The organism is Gilliamella sp. B14448G11 (assembly GCF_016101765.1).
Classification (GTDB): domain Bacteria; phylum Pseudomonadota; class Gammaproteobacteria; order Enterobacterales; family Orbaceae; genus Gilliamella; species Gilliamella apicola_N.
Map to the genome: position 1 here is coordinate 1 of NZ_JACFPX010000022.1, position 17,122 is coordinate 17,122.

At 34.4% G+C, this 17,122-nt stretch carries 14 protein-coding genes; 6 read left to right on the top strand and 8 right to left on the bottom strand.

All coding sequences use genetic code 11. The features are described from left to right. Positions 1-145 precede the first annotated feature (145 nt). The 8 genes from pgi to rne all read right to left on the bottom strand — a co-directional run bounded on the left by pgi (position 146) and on the right by rne (position 10,874). Positions 146-1,795 carry a glucose-6-phosphate isomerase gene (gene pgi / locus H3S88_RS11805; protein ID WP_198228995.1) on the bottom strand — a complete coding sequence of 550 codons (1,650 nt, stop codon included), beginning with the start codon at positions 1,793-1,795 and terminating at the stop codon, positions 146-148. A 958-nt stretch (positions 1,796-2,753) separates the two neighbouring features. Continuing rightward, positions 2,754-2,906: a hypothetical protein gene (locus H3S88_RS11810; protein ID WP_198228996.1), complete on the bottom strand. Its 153-nt coding sequence runs from the start codon at positions 2,904-2,906 to the stop codon at positions 2,754-2,756. A gap of 422 nt (positions 2,907-3,328) precedes the next feature. Next, entirely contained in the window at positions 3,329-4,261 is a 933-nt protein-coding gene (metA, locus tag H3S88_RS11815) for a homoserine O-succinyltransferase (protein ID WP_198228997.1), read from the bottom strand. A gap of 216 nt (positions 4,262-4,477) precedes the next feature. Then, positions 4,478-5,293: an ATP-binding cassette domain-containing protein gene (locus H3S88_RS11820; protein ID WP_198229022.1), complete on the bottom strand. Its 816-nt coding sequence runs from the start codon at positions 5,291-5,293 to the stop codon at positions 4,478-4,480. Between the two features lie 16 nt (positions 5,294-5,309). Then, positions 5,310-6,299, bottom strand: a complete 990-nt coding sequence (gene sapD, locus H3S88_RS11825; RefSeq protein ID WP_086308330.1) for a putrescine export ABC transporter ATP-binding protein SapD — start codon at positions 6,297-6,299, stop codon at positions 5,310-5,312. Positions 6,300-6,301: 2 nt separating this feature from the next. After that, entirely contained in the window at positions 6,302-7,162 is an 861-nt protein-coding gene (locus H3S88_RS11830) for an ABC transporter permease subunit (RefSeq protein ID WP_086326759.1), read from the bottom strand. After that, positions 7,155-8,090 (bottom strand): ABC transporter permease subunit, encoded by a 936-nt coding sequence (locus H3S88_RS11835; RefSeq protein ID WP_086326758.1) that lies wholly within the window; start codon positions 8,088-8,090, stop codon positions 7,155-7,157. The genes H3S88_RS11830 and H3S88_RS11835 overlap by 8 nt, the downstream gene beginning before the upstream one ends. A 78-nt stretch (positions 8,091-8,168) precedes the next feature. Further along, entirely contained in the window at positions 8,169-10,874 is a 2,706-nt protein-coding gene (rne, locus tag H3S88_RS11840; protein ID WP_198228998.1) for a ribonuclease E, read from the bottom strand. A gap of 747 nt (positions 10,875-11,621) precedes the next feature. On the opposite strand from rne, the gene syd reads away from it, so the two are divergent. From syd to H3S88_RS11870, 6 genes are all read left to right on the top strand, one after another. Further along, the gene (gene syd / locus H3S88_RS11845) at positions 11,622-12,155 is read left to right on the top strand and encodes a SecY-interacting protein (RefSeq protein ID WP_086326756.1); all 534 of its coding nucleotides are present in this window, start codon (positions 11,622-11,624) and stop codon (positions 12,153-12,155) included. Positions 12,156-12,305: 150 nt separating this feature from the next. Then, positions 12,306-13,481, top strand: a complete 1,176-nt coding sequence (locus tag H3S88_RS11850) for an amino acid aminotransferase (RefSeq protein WP_198228999.1) — start codon at positions 12,306-12,308, stop codon at positions 13,479-13,481. Between the two features lie 303 nt (positions 13,482-13,784). Further along, positions 13,785-15,146 (top strand): adenylosuccinate lyase, encoded by a 1,362-nt coding sequence (purB, locus tag H3S88_RS11855; RefSeq protein WP_198229000.1) that lies wholly within the window; start codon positions 13,785-13,787, stop codon positions 15,144-15,146. After that, positions 15,143-15,667, top strand: coding sequence for a GNAT family N-acetyltransferase (locus H3S88_RS11860; RefSeq protein ID WP_198229001.1), 525 nt, complete (start codon positions 15,143-15,145; stop codon positions 15,665-15,667). Before purB ends, H3S88_RS11860 begins: the two co-directional genes overlap by 4 nt. Beyond that, entirely contained in the window at positions 15,664-16,446 is a 783-nt protein-coding gene (locus tag H3S88_RS11865) for an amino acid ABC transporter substrate-binding protein (protein ID WP_198229002.1), read from the top strand. The genes H3S88_RS11860 and H3S88_RS11865 overlap by 4 nt, the downstream gene beginning before the upstream one ends. Continuing rightward, a complete protein-coding gene (locus tag H3S88_RS11870; protein ID WP_065737911.1) occupies positions 16,443-17,114 on the top strand; it encodes an amino acid ABC transporter permease in 672 nt (223 codons plus the stop codon). The genes H3S88_RS11865 and H3S88_RS11870 overlap by 4 nt, the downstream gene beginning before the upstream one ends. The last annotated feature ends 8 nt before the right edge of the window (positions 17,115-17,122 follow it).

The window sequence follows — 17,122 nt, forward strand, 5'->3', positions numbered from 1 at the left end:
AAGCCAAATTAAAAGGCCTGACTCCGGTTGAATATCGAAATCAGGCCTTACAAGCCGCTTAATAAAAGTGTCCAACTTTATGGGGGCACTTCATTAAACTGAAGGTTTTTTATTTTAGTTAAGCAAAGTTAATCTTTTAAACTTCTTAACGCCATTTCTTATATTGATTAATTAGATTATTAGTTGAATCATCATGAGAAGTAACAGGTTTATCATCTGCCAATTCAGGTAAAATGCGACCAGCTAATTGTTTACCAAGCTCTACACCCCATTGATCGAAACTAAAGATATTAAGAATAATACCTTGTGTAAAGATCTTATGTTCATACATAGCAACTAATGCTCCAAGAGTATAAGGTGTTATTTTTTTCACGAGAATTGAATTTGTTGGTTTATTACCCTCAAAAACTTTAAACGGTACAATTGATTTAACTTCATCAAGTGTTTTACCTGCTGCAATGAATTCTTGTTCAACTTGCTCAGCGGTTTTACCAAACGCTAAAGCTTCGGTCTGCGCAAAAAAGTTAGACAGTAATTTCGGATGGTGATCACCCACTGGATTATGGCTGATTGCTGGTGCAATAAAATCACATGGGATTAATTTAGTACCTTGATGAATTAATTGATAAAATGCGTGTTGACCATTAGTCCCTGGTTCTCCCCAAATAATTGGGCCTGTAGTATAAGACGTTTTATGTCCATTACGATCAACACTCTTACCGTTTGATTCCATATTTCCTTGTTGGAAATAAGCTGCAAAGCGATGCATATACTGATCATACGGTAAAATTGCTTCGGTTTCTGCTCCACAGAAATTATTGTACCAAATACCAATTAACGCGAGTAATGCTGGAATATTTTTCTCGATTGGCGCGCTTTGGAAGTGTTTATCCATAGCATGACCTCCAGCTAAAAACTCTTTGAAGTTGTCAAAACCAATTGATAAGACAATTGACAAGCCAATTGCAGACCAAGAAGAATAACGACCACCAACCCAATCCCAAAACTCAAACATATTGGTAGTATCAATACCAAATTTCTCGACCTCTTTAGCATTGGTTGAAAGTGCAACAAAATGCAAAGCAACGGCTTTTTCATCTTTAGCTGCATCAAGTAACCATTTACGAGCAGTCTGAGCATTTGTCATGGTTTCTTGTGTGGTAAACGTTTTAGATGCCACTAAGAATAAAGTGGTTTCAGGATTTAAACCTTTAAGCGCTTCAACAATATGAGTACCATCGACATTCGAAACAAAATGCATTGTTAAATGATTTTTATAAGGGCGTAATGCTTCGGTAATCATATGAGGACCAAGATCTGAACCGCCAATACCAATATTAACTACATCGGTTATTGCTTTACCTGTATAACCTTTCCATTCTCCGCTAATGATCTTTTTACTAAACGATTCCATCTTAGCCAATACTGTGTTGACATCATCCATCACATTCTTACCATCGACAAAAATCGGCGTATTTGAAACATTACGGAGCGCAACATGTAATACAGCGCGGTTTTCGGTACGATTTATTTTCTCACCGCTATACATGGCATTAATAGCGCCATTTAAATCACATTCATCAGCAAGTTTATAAAGAACCTCTAAAGTTTCTTGTGTCACTCTATTTTTTGACAAATCAACCAAAAACTCATCTTCAAAAGGAATACTCAGTTTTTCAACACGCTTAGGCTCGTCATTTAAGATTTGCGCAATTGTCTTTTCATGATGCTTTTCATAACTCGCTTGAAGAGATTTCCAAGAAGAAGTGGTAGTTGGATCAATTGACTTTAACATATTTAATTCCTTAATTAATATAGCACTGCTATCCATAATATAACTATGCCTAACATGATGCAAGATAAGGATTTTATCTTTTGTTTTTTACAATTACTAAGATTTTATCCTTAGCTTTTTAAATTGATTGATTTCATATTTTTTCGTTTACTGAATACATGTTTAAAATACTAATAAGCGGAAAAAAGTCAAAATAAGACGACCAAATCGGTAATTTCTTATTGCCTATAAATATACAGTCAGAAAAACTACTTATTTTCGGCAAAATAAATATCAAAAAGAATACTCTAAATTCAAATTTGCTGGATATAAGAACTGGATATTTTTATAACTTATTTTTTTAAATAAAATAAAAGCATTATCACCAAATTTGTTGCGGGTAGACGTGCCCATTTATGCTCATGAAGTTCCCATTTAAGAGCGCCTTGATAATTATTAATCAGCAAATAGTTTTAATTTATTAATTATTTCTACTGATTCGTTTTCAAACCGAAATGAAACAAATGAAGGAATATTTGAACAGTTTTTTTCTAATTGATTATTTACTCTTATCTCTGGATATTGTTACCTATAATGCCTACATTCAAGAGCTAATCTCTTCTATTATGTTGAGTAGATTTCTTTCTGGATTAAGTATTTTATATATAGACATTTTATTTACTCTTTTAAAAAACATATAATTTATCGGAAATTATAACTCATTAGGATTGATTGCTTTAATATGTTTTTCCTAGTCCTCTTTTGATATTGGTTGCAATAATAAATAAGGGGCATGGATGTATTTACTATCAGTGTAAACTTGGTAAATAACTTTTTGAGTTCCGCTATGAAATAATGTAGAGGGTTTATTCGGTAAGTTTTCTAAGTTAAATTCTTTCTAGTTCTTTTCATCAATAAAAAACAGTTCTTGTTCACGTATTTCAGTTGATGTTAATTTGTGTAGGATTTTATTTTCTAATTATATTACCAAGTTTATTTCATAAGTTAATTCCACTAAATCAAATAATAGCGCTCTATCGGTAGTGAGCGCTTCTTTTAAAGCTTGGATAACTTTGGCATTATCATGACGATAGTGACTATAGCCATAATAAAAATATAGTTTATATAGCATTCCATAGATCTGTTAACTTGATTTGGATAATTAATGCCATATTTAATTACTCCATCTTAAGCAGAACTATAATCAAAACGAGCTTTTTCAAAACTAGATTCTTGTAATTGCGTTCTGGATAAATCAATAAAGTTATATCTAGCTAAATGATTTTCGGAAACGGGTTGCTGCCAATATTGCCATTTTTTTGAGTACTGAGTCTATAATATTTCATTGATCTTATTTTTATTTCCTATACTACAAAATCAATAATAGATCGAAGAATATCTATATTTTAGAATTTTATTTATCTATTAAATGGTTTTCTTTTTTATTTTACGTTCACCAGTGAACAGCATGTTTTTTTACACATTTTTAATTATTTTCCATAATCGATATTCTCCACATCTATATACAAACAAGCTTTGTAAATTAACTTCCTTTTAATCATCAACCGTCATATTACGTGTTGTTAAATCATATGGTGTTAATTGATAGACGTAATAGTTAAGCCAATTACTAAATAGTAAATAGGCATGACTGCGCCAAGTGGCTTTAGGGGTCAGATTTGGATTATTATCAGGAAAATAATTTTCTGGAATATTGGGGTCTATACCGGCTTTAATATCACGAAAATATTCGTTGGCTAAGGTGAAAGAGTCGTATTCCGGATGCCCTGTTACAAATGCCATGCGTTTATCTGCCGTGGTCATTAGATAAGGTCCTGTAATATCGGACTCGGCTAAGATTGTTAAATCGGTGTAATTTATAATTTTATCTTTGGGGAAATCAGCATTACGTGAATGCGGTGCTAAAAAGGTATCGTCAAATCCTCGAGATAAAATCGCATTCGGCTGAATAATGTGATGTTGATAAACGCCTGATAATTTCTGGCTGCGAGTAAATTTTGGCAAATCATACAAAACGTTTAAAGCAGCCTGCACAGCCCAACAAACAAACATTGTTGAAGTTACATGTTCTTTTGCCCAAGTAATAATTTCAGCTAATTTAGGCCAATAAACCACATCAGAGAAAGGTACTTTTCCTAATGGTGCTCCCGTTATAATAAGTCCATCAAAATTCTGATGTCGAATATCATCAAAATCACAATAAAAGCTATTTAAATGTTCCATTGGTGTATTTTTTGATTCGCGCTGATCAATACGTAATAATTGAACATTCACTTGTAAAGGTGAATTCGATAAAAGCCGAAAAAATTGATTTTCAGTCTCGATTTTTTTAGGCATTAAATTGAGAAAGAGAAGCTTAAGAGGTCTAATTTCTTGGGTTTTGGCACGCGATGAAGTCATAATAAATACATTTTCATTGCGTAATACATCAACAGCGGGCAATGAGTCTGGAATACAAATAGGCATAACAACAGCTCCTAAAATAATCAGTTATTTTTGAACAGTTAAAATAGACGTCTAGATATCTGTATAGCTAAATATAGTGGGTTTTATAATATTTGTCGAGATTTTTATTGAACAATAATAGAAATAAGATTTAAAAAATCAGTATAGTAGCGAATTCAATAGGAGATAATACTTGAATGGTTGTCACAGTAAAATGGCTGTTAGAGACATGAAATCTTAGAAAGCACGAGTGTCAGTACGCCAAGTATCAGCGGTTAATGCTTCGCCAAAATAGCTATTAATTAATTTTTGGGTAATATCACTTAACGGTGAAGCTAACACTTCAGCCGTATTACCATATTCAACTAGCTCGCCATTATGCATCACTAAAATTTCATCGCTGATATGTTTCATCATCCCTATATCTTGAGTAACGTATACATAAGAAATATTTTGCTCCGCTTGCAGGGATAACATTAAATTCACAATTTGCGAACGCATTGAAATATCTAGAGCAGCTAAAGCTTCATCTAAAATTATCACTTTAGGTTTCAGAATTAATGCTCGAGCTAATGCCACTCGTTGTTTTTGTCCCGTCGCCATTACCGAAGGATAATAAGAAGCATGTTCAGGTAACAATCCAACTTGCTTTAAGACTTCACTAATTAACTTTTCACGTTCTTGAGCATTATATTTAGTATTATGTTTTAATGGGATTTCTAACAATTGACCAATACGTAATCTTGGATCAAAAGAGCTTTCGACATGTTGAAATATCATGCGAATAAGTTGGCAACGGTAACTATAATCACCATATTCAACTTTATTACCATCAATCCAGATATCGCCACTGTCAGGTTTTAACATACCAACTAACATTTTCGCTAAGGTTGACTTTCCGGAGCCATTTTGTCCAATAATGGCCAATGTTTTACCTTCACTTAGAGAAAACGACAATGGCTTAACCGCATCAATCCGTAAATGCCCTAAGAGACCTTTAGGAACTTTAAATTGTTTAGATAAGTTACGCACTTTTAATATTGGACTCATGATATATTCCTATTATTTACTACTCATCTGTATTTAACGGAAAATGGCAAGCTACCGAGTGATCCTTTATCGGTATTAACTCAGGGGCTTGAATACACTTTTTTTGAGCATAAGGACAACGCGGTCCTAACCGGCAACCTATCGGCAAATGTTCAAGAGATGGAATCACTCCCGGTAAAGTATTGAGGGGACTTTTATGGGGCATCGCTTTACCAAAATCAGGAATAGCATAAATTAAAGCTTGGGTATAAGGATGATAAGGTGATTTAATTAAATCCTCACTATCAGCAACTTCTACCGTTTGCCCACAATACAATACACTAATACGATCGGTCCATCGTGTCACCATTTGTAAATCATGACTGATAAGAAGAATGGTGGTACCAATATTTTGGTTCATACTTGCAAGAAGTCTAAATATTTGTGCTTCAGTTGTTGCTTCCATTGAATTAGTGGGTTCATCAGCAATTAATAATTTAGGTCGATTAGCCAGAGCAATAGCGATCATTACTTTCTGGCACTCTCCTTCAGTTAATTCAAATGGATAAGATTTCAATATCTCTTTATGGTCTTTAATTCCTACCCGATGCAACAATTCAATGGCACGATTTTTACGCCAGAAGAATCTTTGCCACCAATGCCCTTTAAATGTTCTTCTTGGAATGGCATTTATGAGTTGTTGACCAATTTTCATTGAGGGATCTAAACATGATTGTGGTTCTTGAAATATCATAGAAACATTATCACTAATCACTTTTCGACGTTGTTTAGGAGTCAGTTTTAATAGATCAATATCATTAAAATGAAAACGATCAGCCGAAATTTTCCAGTTGTGATTAGTCACCCCTAAAATGGCTTTAGCAATAAGGCTTTTTCCTGAACCAGACTCCCCAACTAAACCACGAATTTCACCTTCAGATAATTTTAAGCTTACACGATCGATTGCACGCAACAAACCATCAGGTGTAATAAATTCTATGGTTAAATTTCGAATATCTAACAAAGCCATAATTAATGCCCTGCTCGTCGGCCATATAATCCAAAATTGAATAAATAGACCAAAGTAATGGTAACGACCACAGCCAATCCTGGAGCAAGAAAGGCTAAATAATTAGTACCGATAATATCTTTCATTTTAAACATCATCATACCCAAATCGGGACGAGAAATATCATTGGCAAAACCTAAAAAAGTTATGGTAGTAATGGCCAAAATAATCGAACCAAATAAAGAGACAATTTCGGTCAAATATACAGGTAAAATATTAGGTAAGATATAGTGATTAAAAATTGAAAATGGTGACAACCCATCCAATCGATAAGCGGTAATGTAAGTTTTGTGCCATTCATTAATCGCTCGTTGATGAATATTATAGATAAAGCGTGGTGTATAAGATAATCCTACCACTAATAACATATTGGTAATATCATCTTCAAATACCATGCTAATGGCAATGACACCGAGTAGCGGTGGTACAACCATACAAAACTTAAAAATAAATAAAACTAACGGTCGCAAAAAAGAGATAAAAAACATTAAGTAATTAATTAGCCCACCAATAACAATGACATAAAATACGGCTTTTAATGTCATGGATATGGTCGAACGATACCCAATCAATAAATAATCAAAAATATCTTGTCCTTTAGCATTAGTACCTAAAATATGATTCAAATCACCATTCGCCCACCAAGCTGGTGGTAGTAAGGCGGGATAAATAGGGTTTAAATGAGCATGGAAAAACCATTTAGTCGATAATGCTACAAATGCAATTGCTAATATGCCGTAAAAGCTAATAATTAAATATACATTACTATGTAGCTTATTAAAACAAGATACAATAGCATTAACTAATTTAGTTACCCTAGACATAATTTACCTTATGGCGTAATGGATAAATAGCAACTGCGGAAACCTCACCTAATAATGTTAATAGACTGATAACCGTACCACATGCCAAAATAGCAATAGCAATAATCGAATAATTATGATGGCGATAAGCAATCATCACCCATTGCCCTAGACCAACACGATTAAATAAAATTTCAATTACCATTGTCGAAAACAGCAACGTTGTCGTATTGTATGTTAACTGTGGAATCGTTGCAGGAATAGAATTAGGTAACAAATGACGACGTAAAACTTTAAATGGAGATCGTTCACGAATAATCGCCATTCTAATATAGTTTTGACGTGAGGTACTTTTTACTGATTGACTCACTAATTGTATTGTCATGATACTTGGTTGAATGGCTAAAATAATAATAGGCAAAAGCAAATGATGAAGTTGATCAAATAGCGCTTGTAATTTAAATGTTTTTGATGCAATTAAAATATCAAGTAACGATGTCCCTGCTACTGACGGCGACACGTCAAAATTCATTGATATCGTCCAAGTAGGCGATAACCAATGCATAACAATAACAACAAGCATAACTATAGGGCAAGAATATAGAAATAACGAGCCTAAGCGAATTGTACTATTTAGCCAATTAATATTACTCAGACCAAGAAATATTCCTAACGGTAATCCAATTACTAAAGCAACCACTAAAGCGAGTATACAAAGCTCAAAAGTCGCTAATAAAGTATGAAAAAATGGAACGGTTTCACCTGATAATAATCTGAATTGACCTTGCAGTAATTGCTTAAAAAAAGCACTATATGCATCAACAAAACTGAGATTATTAAAGTTAAGCATTGAATGTGGAGCAAAATAGACTAAGCAGAAACAAATCTGAGTCAATACGCAGATAATAAATAAAAACGTTACTATTTTTTTGAAAATATAGATAATCATATTTATCTTTATCGCTATTATAAGTAAATAAAACACGGTAACAACTCTCTATTACCGTGTTTTAAGCTATTTAAAGAATTAATCTTCTGATATTACTGGTTTACTAGCAGCTGCATAAGCATGATCTTGTGCACTTAAACCACCAGCATTACCTTTACCATCAAAATGATAGTCTGACTCTTCACGCGACTTTATACTTTCATTCGATACTTCGTATTCTGGTGCTGACGCTTTGGTCATTACAGCCGAAGAATGACCCGTTGTTTGTTCAGTTCCATTAACTGACTTCTCACTGTCATTACTTTGTTTAACCTCTTCAAAATCAGGTTGCATATCAACGTTTACTTGATTTGCTGAGGTATCACTTAACGTCATATCGGTATTATCTTTAATGTCATTGGTCGCTACAACTTCATTATCTTTAATAATAACTGGTACTAGTAACGACGGAATCACCTGTGTTGTCATTTTTGGTTCTTCCTGCTTCAATTGACTATAATCAATAGATACTCGACCTAAGGCCAGTTCGAGTGATGCAGCAGCAAATGGCAATGGCATTGGTGACTGTTTTTGTTCAGTATTTCTTACGCGTCGCTTGTTGCGCTGACCATTCATACGCAAATGTCTAGATGTACGACGTTGACGTTTTGGTTGAATATCAGCAACATTGTTACTCATTGGTTGATCAACAATAATTGGTAATAATAAAGTTGGAATAATAACTTTTTCATCGACAACTTGATCGATCATTTCACTATTTTTAACTCGGACACTTTTAGTTAAAGTACGTTGTTGACGTCGTGGTTTAGGCTCTTTTGGCTTAATAGCTGTGGCTTCATTAACCGTTTTATCTGCCTTAGCAGTAGCATTTATCGTATTTGATGCATTTGCATTATTGTTTTGCCTTGTACGACGTCCACTGCTTCTATTTGGCGTCTCTTTCGTATTGGTTTCTGTTGCCGGCGTCACCATAGCAATAATATTATTAACAGCATTGTTGTTACGATTATTACGCTGGCGTCGATTATTAGAACGTTGATTATCACGTCGTTTTTGTGATGGTTGTTTAACTTCTGGCTCAGGTTTAGGTTTTTCAGCAGCAAATAGTTTATTTACTTTACCTAAAATAGTATTACATAAGTTAAATAATTTCTTAATTTTTGGCTCAGCTTTAACTTTTGGTGTTGCATAAGCTTCGACTTTAGGCCCTGATAATATAGCTTGTTCTACAATAACATCTGTCGTTTGCTCTTCTTCCTCTTCTTCAAGTTCACGAATCAGTTTAGGAAGATTATAACTGAGTATATCTGTCTCTTCACCGGTACGTTTACGAATAACTTTATAAAGAGGGGTTTCCATCTCTTCGTCACCAGCAATTACAATTTTGACATCAGGATGCATTTTTTCAATATTTGTGATCGCTCGACGTTTTTCATTAAGTAAATAACTGGCAATTGGTACAGGGACAATCACATCAATTTGAACGGTATTATCTTTCATTGCTTCTTCTTGAATCAAACGAAGAATAGAAAGAGACAATGAATTGTTATCACGTACAGTACCCGTACCTTGACAACGAGGACAAATATGATGGGTTGCTTCACGTAATGAAGGACTTAAACGTTGACGAGACATCTCAAGCAAACCAAAGCGCGATATTCGCGTAGTTTGAATACGGGCACGGTCAGTTTTCATCGCCTCTTTTAAGCGGTTTTCAACTTCACGTTGGTTACGAATTGGTGTCATATCAATAAAATCAATAACGATCAAACCACCTAAATCGCGTAAACGTAATTGACGAGCGATCTCCTCTGCTGCCTCAAGATTGGTGTTAAACGCTGTTTCTTCAATATCACTACCACGAATTGACTTAGCAGAGTTAATATCAATGGCAGTTAATGCTTCGGTTGTATCAATAACGATTGAACCACCAGATGGTAAGCGAACTTCACGTTGGAATGCTGACTCAATTTGCCCTTCAATCTGGAAATGATTAAATAATGGAACATCACCTTCATAAAGTTTTAAACGGTTAACATATTCAACGCGACCTAAATCAACCAATCGCTTTTTAGCCACTTCCATTACTTTAGGGTTATCAATTAAAATATCGCCCACGTCATCACGCAAATAGTCACGAAATGCACGGGTAATAATATCACTTTCTTTATGAATTAAGCTTGGAGCTGGGTAGTTTTTGGCTTCGTTTTGAATAGCTGTCCAATAGTTGACTAAGGCATCTAAATCTTGTTGTAATTCTTCCTGACTTTTGCCTACACCGGCGGTTCGAGCAATAACCCCCATTCCTCTTGGTTTTTCAATCGCATCAATAATGCGTCTTAAATCCGCTCGATCTTCACCTTCAATACGGCGTGAAACACCACCCGCTCGGGGATCATTAGGCATCAATACCAAATAGCTACCCGCTAGGCTAATATAAGTCGTTAATGCTGCACCTTTTTTACCACGGATCTCTTTTTCAATTTGGATTAGAACTTCTTGCCCTTCTTGTAGATGTTTAATACTACGACGACCCGAAATATTAGCGGGGAAATAACTTTCAGCAATCTCTTTTAATGGTAAAAATCCATCTCGTTCACCACCATAAGAGACAAAAGCGGCTTCTAAACTTGGGTTTATTTTAGTGATCTTGCCTTTATAAATATTGGCTTTTTTTTGCTCATGCCCAAGACTTTCAATATCTAAATCATACAAACGTTGTCCATCAACGAGCGCAACGCGCAACTCCTCTTGCTGAGTTGCGTTGATTAGCATTCTTTTCATTATTCTACACTCTTTATTAATCTTAATTAATTATAGGTAGAATATTATTATCAATAATAAACGTTTATTTTAACAATGATAAATAATGGTTGTTAACTAAATATTCAAATATGGTATTCATTATTTTATTTGTGTTATTTTTGTTATTATATTATGTGAAACCGATATTATTTGTACAATATCTTTTTAAAATTTAAGGCATTATCAATGTTCAAAAGTTTCACTCTCTTTATGAACCATCCCTAAACATATAACTCATCGATATTATTTCTATGGTTAACTTATAAACTAAAGTTTTTTTGACTTTGGCTACCAAATTAAATCGTTACATGATTGTTCAAAATAAACATATTATTTAATTATAATAATCCTACTTACGCTATTTTACTTTTAAAAAAAATTGTAATGTCTAACGCCATTGCTGCATTACAAGGATAAAAAAATCCTTTCTTATTTTAACGTTTCAGCAAAGGATAGCAAGCAAATTAAAATTGTTATTTTATAAATGGTTATCAAGGTATTTTGTATTTATCATAATTCTTGTTCAACTAAAAAAGAAAATCTCACTTTCTGATATGAGTACTTTATACTAAAACATCATGTTAACCTGAAACTTCTTTACAAATTTTTGTCCTGACGCTTATCTCACATAATTAAAAATAAGCAATGAATTACATGGTGCAAGGCTAATCTTAATCAGTATAATAATTATTAAGGAAAACTGTTAACAAGAGACAAAAACAATTTATGGACATACCTGAAAAAACAGCACTCATTGAATTTACCACTCGTTGGTTAAATCAATTTGATTACGCCCCACAAAGTGAAGAATTGCATGCCATCCCTTCTCCTTGTATTTTAAAAACCGAACAACTTACCGTATTTTGGCAACCGTTTGCCTTACAACCACCAAGAGATTTATCCATAGTTGAAGAAGTTGTAGGTATTACTTTACATCCCTCTTCACATATTTTTTATGGCACACAATATGCTGGCAATATGACAGCTAAATTTGCCGACATCAAATTAACTTTAATCCAAGCTTGGAATGATGATGATTTTTCTAACTTAGAACAAAATTTAATTGCCCATTTATCCCAACAAAAAAAATTAAAACGTGTTCCAACCATTTTTATAGCAGCTACAGATGAAAGTACTGAAATAATTTCTTTGAACAATTTAACTGGTGAAATTGTAAAAGAAGATTTGATTACAGGAGAGTTAACTACACTTACTCAAGATTTAACATCTTTTTTAAATAAACTAATTGTTATTAATTAAATAACAATTAGTAAGCTATAACTCAAGCGATAACTCAAGCGATAACTCAATACTGAGGTCGATCCATAAAAGTAAATATTTTCTAAATTGTAACTTATAAAATAATGTGTATATAATGCGTTAAAAGTCATTAGATTAGATAGGTGAATTATGTTTGAATATTTAACAGCAGCGCCAGCCGATCCCATTTTAGGGCTAGCAGATCTTTATAATAAAGATGAACGCACCAATAAGATTAATTTAAGTGTTGGTGTTTACAAGGATGAAACCACCAAAACACCTATTTTAGAAAGTGTAAAAAAGGCGGAACAATTTTTATTAACCGACGAAACCACTAAAAGTTATTTACCGATTGATGGTTCCAGTACATTTAATGAAGCGACACAAACGTTGCTTTTTGGTAATAAAAATGAACGCGCAAGAACAGCCCAAGCACCAGGAGGAACAGGCGCACTGCGCATAATGGCTGATTTCTTATCTCGCCGAACCAAAGTCAAACGTATTTGGATAAGTAATCCATCTTGGCCTAATCACCGTAGTGTATTTCAAACCGCTGGTCTTGAAGTACGAGACTACAACTATTATAACCCGCAGACACATAGTCTTGATTTTGATGCTATGATGAGCAGTTTAAGTCAAGTCGCAGCTGGCGAAGCAGTACTATTCCATGGTTGCTGTCATAACCCAACAGGTATCGATCCAACACCAGAACAATGGCAAGCTATTTCTGATTTAGCGTTAAAAAATGGTTGGTTGCCTCTGTTTGATTTAGCTTATCAAGGCTTTGGGCAAGGTATTGAAGAGGACGTTTATGGATTAAGATTATTTGCAAATCATCAACCTGAATTGCTTATTGCAAGCTCCTATTCAAAAAACTTTGGGTTATATAACGAGCGTGTGGGCGCATTTACATTAATTGCTGCAAATGCCGAAATAGCCGATCGTGCTTTTAGTCAAGTTAAAACCATTATTCGCGCGAATTATTCTAATCCTCCAGCTCATGGAGCTAAAATTGTCTCTTATATTCTAAATAATGAAGAGTTAAAAGAAGAGTGGATTGATGAATTAACCAACATGCGTCAACGCATTCATCGTATGCGACAATTATTTGTTAAAACGTTACAAGATAAAGGTGCAAATCAAGACTTTAGCTTTATTGCTAAACAAAATGGGATGTTCTCATTTAGTGGCTTAAGTGAAGAGCAAGTTCTAAAGTTACGCAGTGATTATGGCATCTACATTGTTAATTCAGGACGAATCAATATTGCAGGAATGACTATTGATAATATGTCCAGACTCTGTGAATCAATTGTTGAAGTATTATAAAACTCATTAACAAATTGAATAATAATTCAAAATATCGAATAAAACTAAGGGAATGATTAAATTTCCTTAGTTATTGCGAGTAACAATAAAAATCCTAATCCACTCAAATCACAATATCCCATTAAATAAAAATAATTTCATTTTTAACTGATGTTGGATAATCCTCTATTTCTTTAATTCTCTATTTTAATTTCCTATTTTTATTCCTTTTAGTTATATCAATATACAAACTGATTATTAGACGCTAATCCATTAATTATTAATAATTGAACAATGAAATATAGAAAATAATTGAGGGCTGTTGTGGCATCACATGTTTTAGATTTTTTAATTTTAGGGAATAACTTTAGCACCAGTGAAATGCGAGCCATTTGGTCAGAACAAAATCGTTTAGAAAAGCAAGTCGATGTGGAAGTCGCCTTGGCAAAAGCCGAAGGTGAATTAGGTGTGATCCCAACGGATGTAGCTGATGAAATTGTAAAAAAAGCAGATGCATCGAAATTATCTTTACAACAAATTGCTGACGAAGCCGCGAAAGCGAAACACTCGTTAATGTCGACGATTAATGCACTACAAAAACAGGTGGGCGAAGCTGGACAATTTATCCATTACGGCGCAACCACTCAAGACATTGTTGATACGGCAACGGTTTTACAATTAAAACAATCTTTCGCTATTGTTGAACGTGATACCAAACTTATTGCTATTGAACTTAAACGATTAGCAAAACAATATCAATATCTGCCTATGGTTGGGCGCACTCACGGTATGCAAGCCCTACCGACTACATTTGGTTTTAAATTAGCGGTTTGGTTAGATGAGTTTGTACGCCATTTACAACGTTTAACTGAAATAAAACAGCGTGTTTTAGTTGGAAATATTAGTGGTGCTGTTTGCACTTATGCATCAATGGGGCATTTTGGTCCTATGATTGAAGCACGTGCATTATCGAACCTTGGCCTTAATACCCCAAATATCGGTTGGCAATCAGCTCGCGACCGTTTTTCGGAATATAGCTCTGTCATCGCCTTAATTAGTGGCACACTAGGCAAAATTGGCAACGAGTTTTATAACTTAATGCGCACTGAAATTAATGAAGTCGAAGAGCCGTTTTCGGAAGGAAAAATCGGTTCAACGACTATGCCTCACAAACGTAATCCAGCAGCTTTAGAAGGTTTGGCAAGCTTAACTGCCCCCCTATTAAAAAGTGTTGCGTTAATCCACGAATCGATGAAAGTTGAACATGAACGCGATGCCATGAGTTGGCGGGCAGAATGGATTGCCTTACCCGAAATTAATTTATACATCTCTGCTCAATTACAGACCGCACTCACTATTCTTAGAGGTTTGAAAGTCAATAGTGATCGCATGTTAGCAAATTTAGTAATGCAAAATGGGCTGTTGCTATCTGAAAAAGTCATGTTTGAAATTGGTAAGCGTTTAGGCAAACAAACTGCTCATCATCTGGTGTATAACTGTGCTATGCAAGCTTTTGAACAAAACAGAGATTTTAAAGATGTACTGTTAGATGATCCATTATTGAATAAAGAGTTTTCTGTAGCAGAACTTGATAGCTGGCTTGAACCAATCAACTATCTTGGCTCAGCACCAGAAAAAGTGCAGCAAGTGATCAATTATGCTGAGCAAAGTGGAGTACTAGCATGAGCTTTCGCTTAATTACAAAGTCCGATATTCCTGCGTATCAGGCTTTATTACACAATGCTTATCAAATGACAACGAATTTGGGAATTCATTTTGCCGCTGCCACAGTAAATGATGAGCAAATTAATCATCACATACAATCCAATGCAGTTTATCTATTTGAAAAAGAAAGTAAATTTGTTTCCACCTTAAGCATTCGTTTTCCATGGGGAAATAATCCAGGACCTTATGGATTACCGCATTTAGGTTGGTTTGCAACCGATCCCAAATATAAAGGACAAGGTTATGGCAATCAGTTGTGGGATTGGGTAGAACAACAGATCCTGATTAATCAATTAAAACTACCAGCCGTCACTTTAGGTACAGCACAAAATCACCCTTGGTTGGCACAAATGTATATCAAAAAAGGTTTTAGTCCAATTGGACAAGCAGATTTAACCGAAGACCATACTACTGTTTATTTTGAAAAAATTTTTAATCAAAAAAGCTATACCGAATGGAAAAATAGGAGCCATAGACAATGAATAAAATAATAACATTATTATCTGCTGCAATATTAACCGGTTTAGCATTGGTCGGTTGTGATAACCAATCCAGTAATCAAGCAACCGAGCAAAATATTCTAAAAGTAGGTTCCACAGGGCAAAGTTATCCTAATGGTTATAAACAAAACGATAAATTAGTAGGATTTGATGTTGAGATAACTGAAGCTATCGCCAAAGAGCTCGGTTATAAAGTTGAGTGGGTGATTGCTGAATTTGGCGGTTTAATGGGGCAATTTGATTCAGGACGTTTAGATACCATTGCCAATGCAGTTGCAATTACCCCTGCACGTGAAGCCAAATATGATTTTTCCAATACTTACAGCTTTTATGGCAGTCAAATTGTTACACATAAAGACAATGAAAACATCACCCAACTTTCTGATTTTAAGGGTAAGATCATTGCTGGTGTGCTTGGTTCAAATCATATTAATAATTTAAAAAACGCTTTTCCAAATAATGATATTACAATCAAAACCTATGAAACACGAGATGGTGCTATGTATGATACTGAGTATCAACGTGTTGATGGTTATATCAATTCAAAACCTATCTTACTTGCCGAAATTAAACGCAAAAGCTTACCGTTTAAATTGGTCGGTGATCCTATTACTATTGAACAAGTAGCGTTCCCATTTAGTAAAGATGAAAAAGGCCAAGCACTGCGTGAAAAGTTCAATCAGGCTTTAGAAAAACTTCGCACCAATGGCACATTGAAAAACATTGCAATTAAATATTTTGGTGAAGATATTACCTCATGAATTTTAATGTAACTTATTTTTTTAGTGTGTTCCCGCAGATTTTACCTTATCTGCCAGTCACACTCTTTATTGCTATCGTTTCGATCCTATTTGCTATTGTTTTTGGGTTAGCTATTGCATTATTACGTAATCATAAGATTATCGTGATTGATGCTATGTTCGCGCTATTTATTTCATTATTTCGTGGTATTCCTTCCGTTGTGTTATTGTTTATTATTTACTATGGATTACCGCAAATTTTCCCGATATTGAAGCAGATGGGCGCAACGACAGCGGCGATTATTTGCTTTAGTTTAAAATATTCGGCTTATTTAGCTGAAATCTTTCGTGCTGGTTTAGCATCGGTCGATCACGGGCAAAAAGAAGCAGGCTTAACCTCAGGTCTTAGTACTTTTCAAGTTTATCGTGGCATTATTCTGCCACAAGCAGTGGTTAATGCCCTTCCCAATACAGGCAATATGTTTATTTCATTGCTTAAAGATTCATCAGTGGCTTTTTTTGTTGGCGTGCAAGAATTATTAGCAGCAGGGAAAATGTTAACGGCCAATTCGTTCCTCTATTTTGAAACTTATTTGGCTGTCGGTATTGTTTATTGGTTTACTGTTGTTATCTATTCTTGGATACAAAAGAAGCTTGAGAACAAGCTCAGTAAACCCTATCACCGTTAAGGAGAAAG

What these genes read in the sequence shown, in the direction of transcription:
- H3S88_RS11860 (WP_198229001.1), top strand. Translation starts at nt 15,143, where the DNA reads ATGAGCTTTCGCTTAATTACAAAGTCCGATATTCCTGCGTATCAGGCT.
- rne (WP_198228998.1), bottom strand. Translation starts at nt 10,874, where the DNA reads ATGAAAAGAATGCTAATCAACGCAACTCAGCAAGAGGAGTTGCGCGTT.
- H3S88_RS11870 (WP_065737911.1), top strand. Translation starts at nt 16,443, where the DNA reads ATGAATTTTAATGTAACTTATTTTTTTAGTGTGTTCCCGCAGATTTTA.
- metA (WP_198228997.1), bottom strand. Translation starts at nt 4,261, where the DNA reads ATGCCTATTTGTATTCCAGACTCATTGCCCGCTGTTGATGTATTACGC.
- syd (WP_086326756.1), top strand. Translation starts at nt 11,622, where the DNA reads ATGGACATACCTGAAAAAACAGCACTCATTGAATTTACCACTCGTTGG.
- H3S88_RS11850 (WP_198228999.1), top strand. Translation starts at nt 12,306, where the DNA reads ATGTTTGAATATTTAACAGCAGCGCCAGCCGATCCCATTTTAGGGCTA.
- H3S88_RS11835 (WP_086326758.1), bottom strand. Translation starts at nt 8,090, where the DNA reads ATGATTATCTATATTTTCAAAAAAATAGTAACGTTTTTATTTATTATC.
- H3S88_RS11830 (WP_086326759.1), bottom strand. Translation starts at nt 7,162, where the DNA reads ATGTCTAGGGTAACTAAATTAGTTAATGCTATTGTATCTTGTTTTAAT.
- H3S88_RS11865 (WP_198229002.1), top strand. Translation starts at nt 15,664, where the DNA reads ATGAATAAAATAATAACATTATTATCTGCTGCAATATTAACCGGTTTA.
- pgi (WP_198228995.1), bottom strand. Translation starts at nt 1,795, where the DNA reads ATGTTAAAGTCAATTGATCCAACTACCACTTCTTCTTGGAAATCTCTT.
- H3S88_RS11810 (WP_198228996.1), bottom strand. Translation starts at nt 2,906, where the DNA reads ATGCTATATAAACTATATTTTTATTATGGCTATAGTCACTATCGTCAT.
- sapD (WP_086308330.1), bottom strand. Translation starts at nt 6,299, where the DNA reads ATGGCTTTGTTAGATATTCGAAATTTAACCATAGAATTTATTACACCT.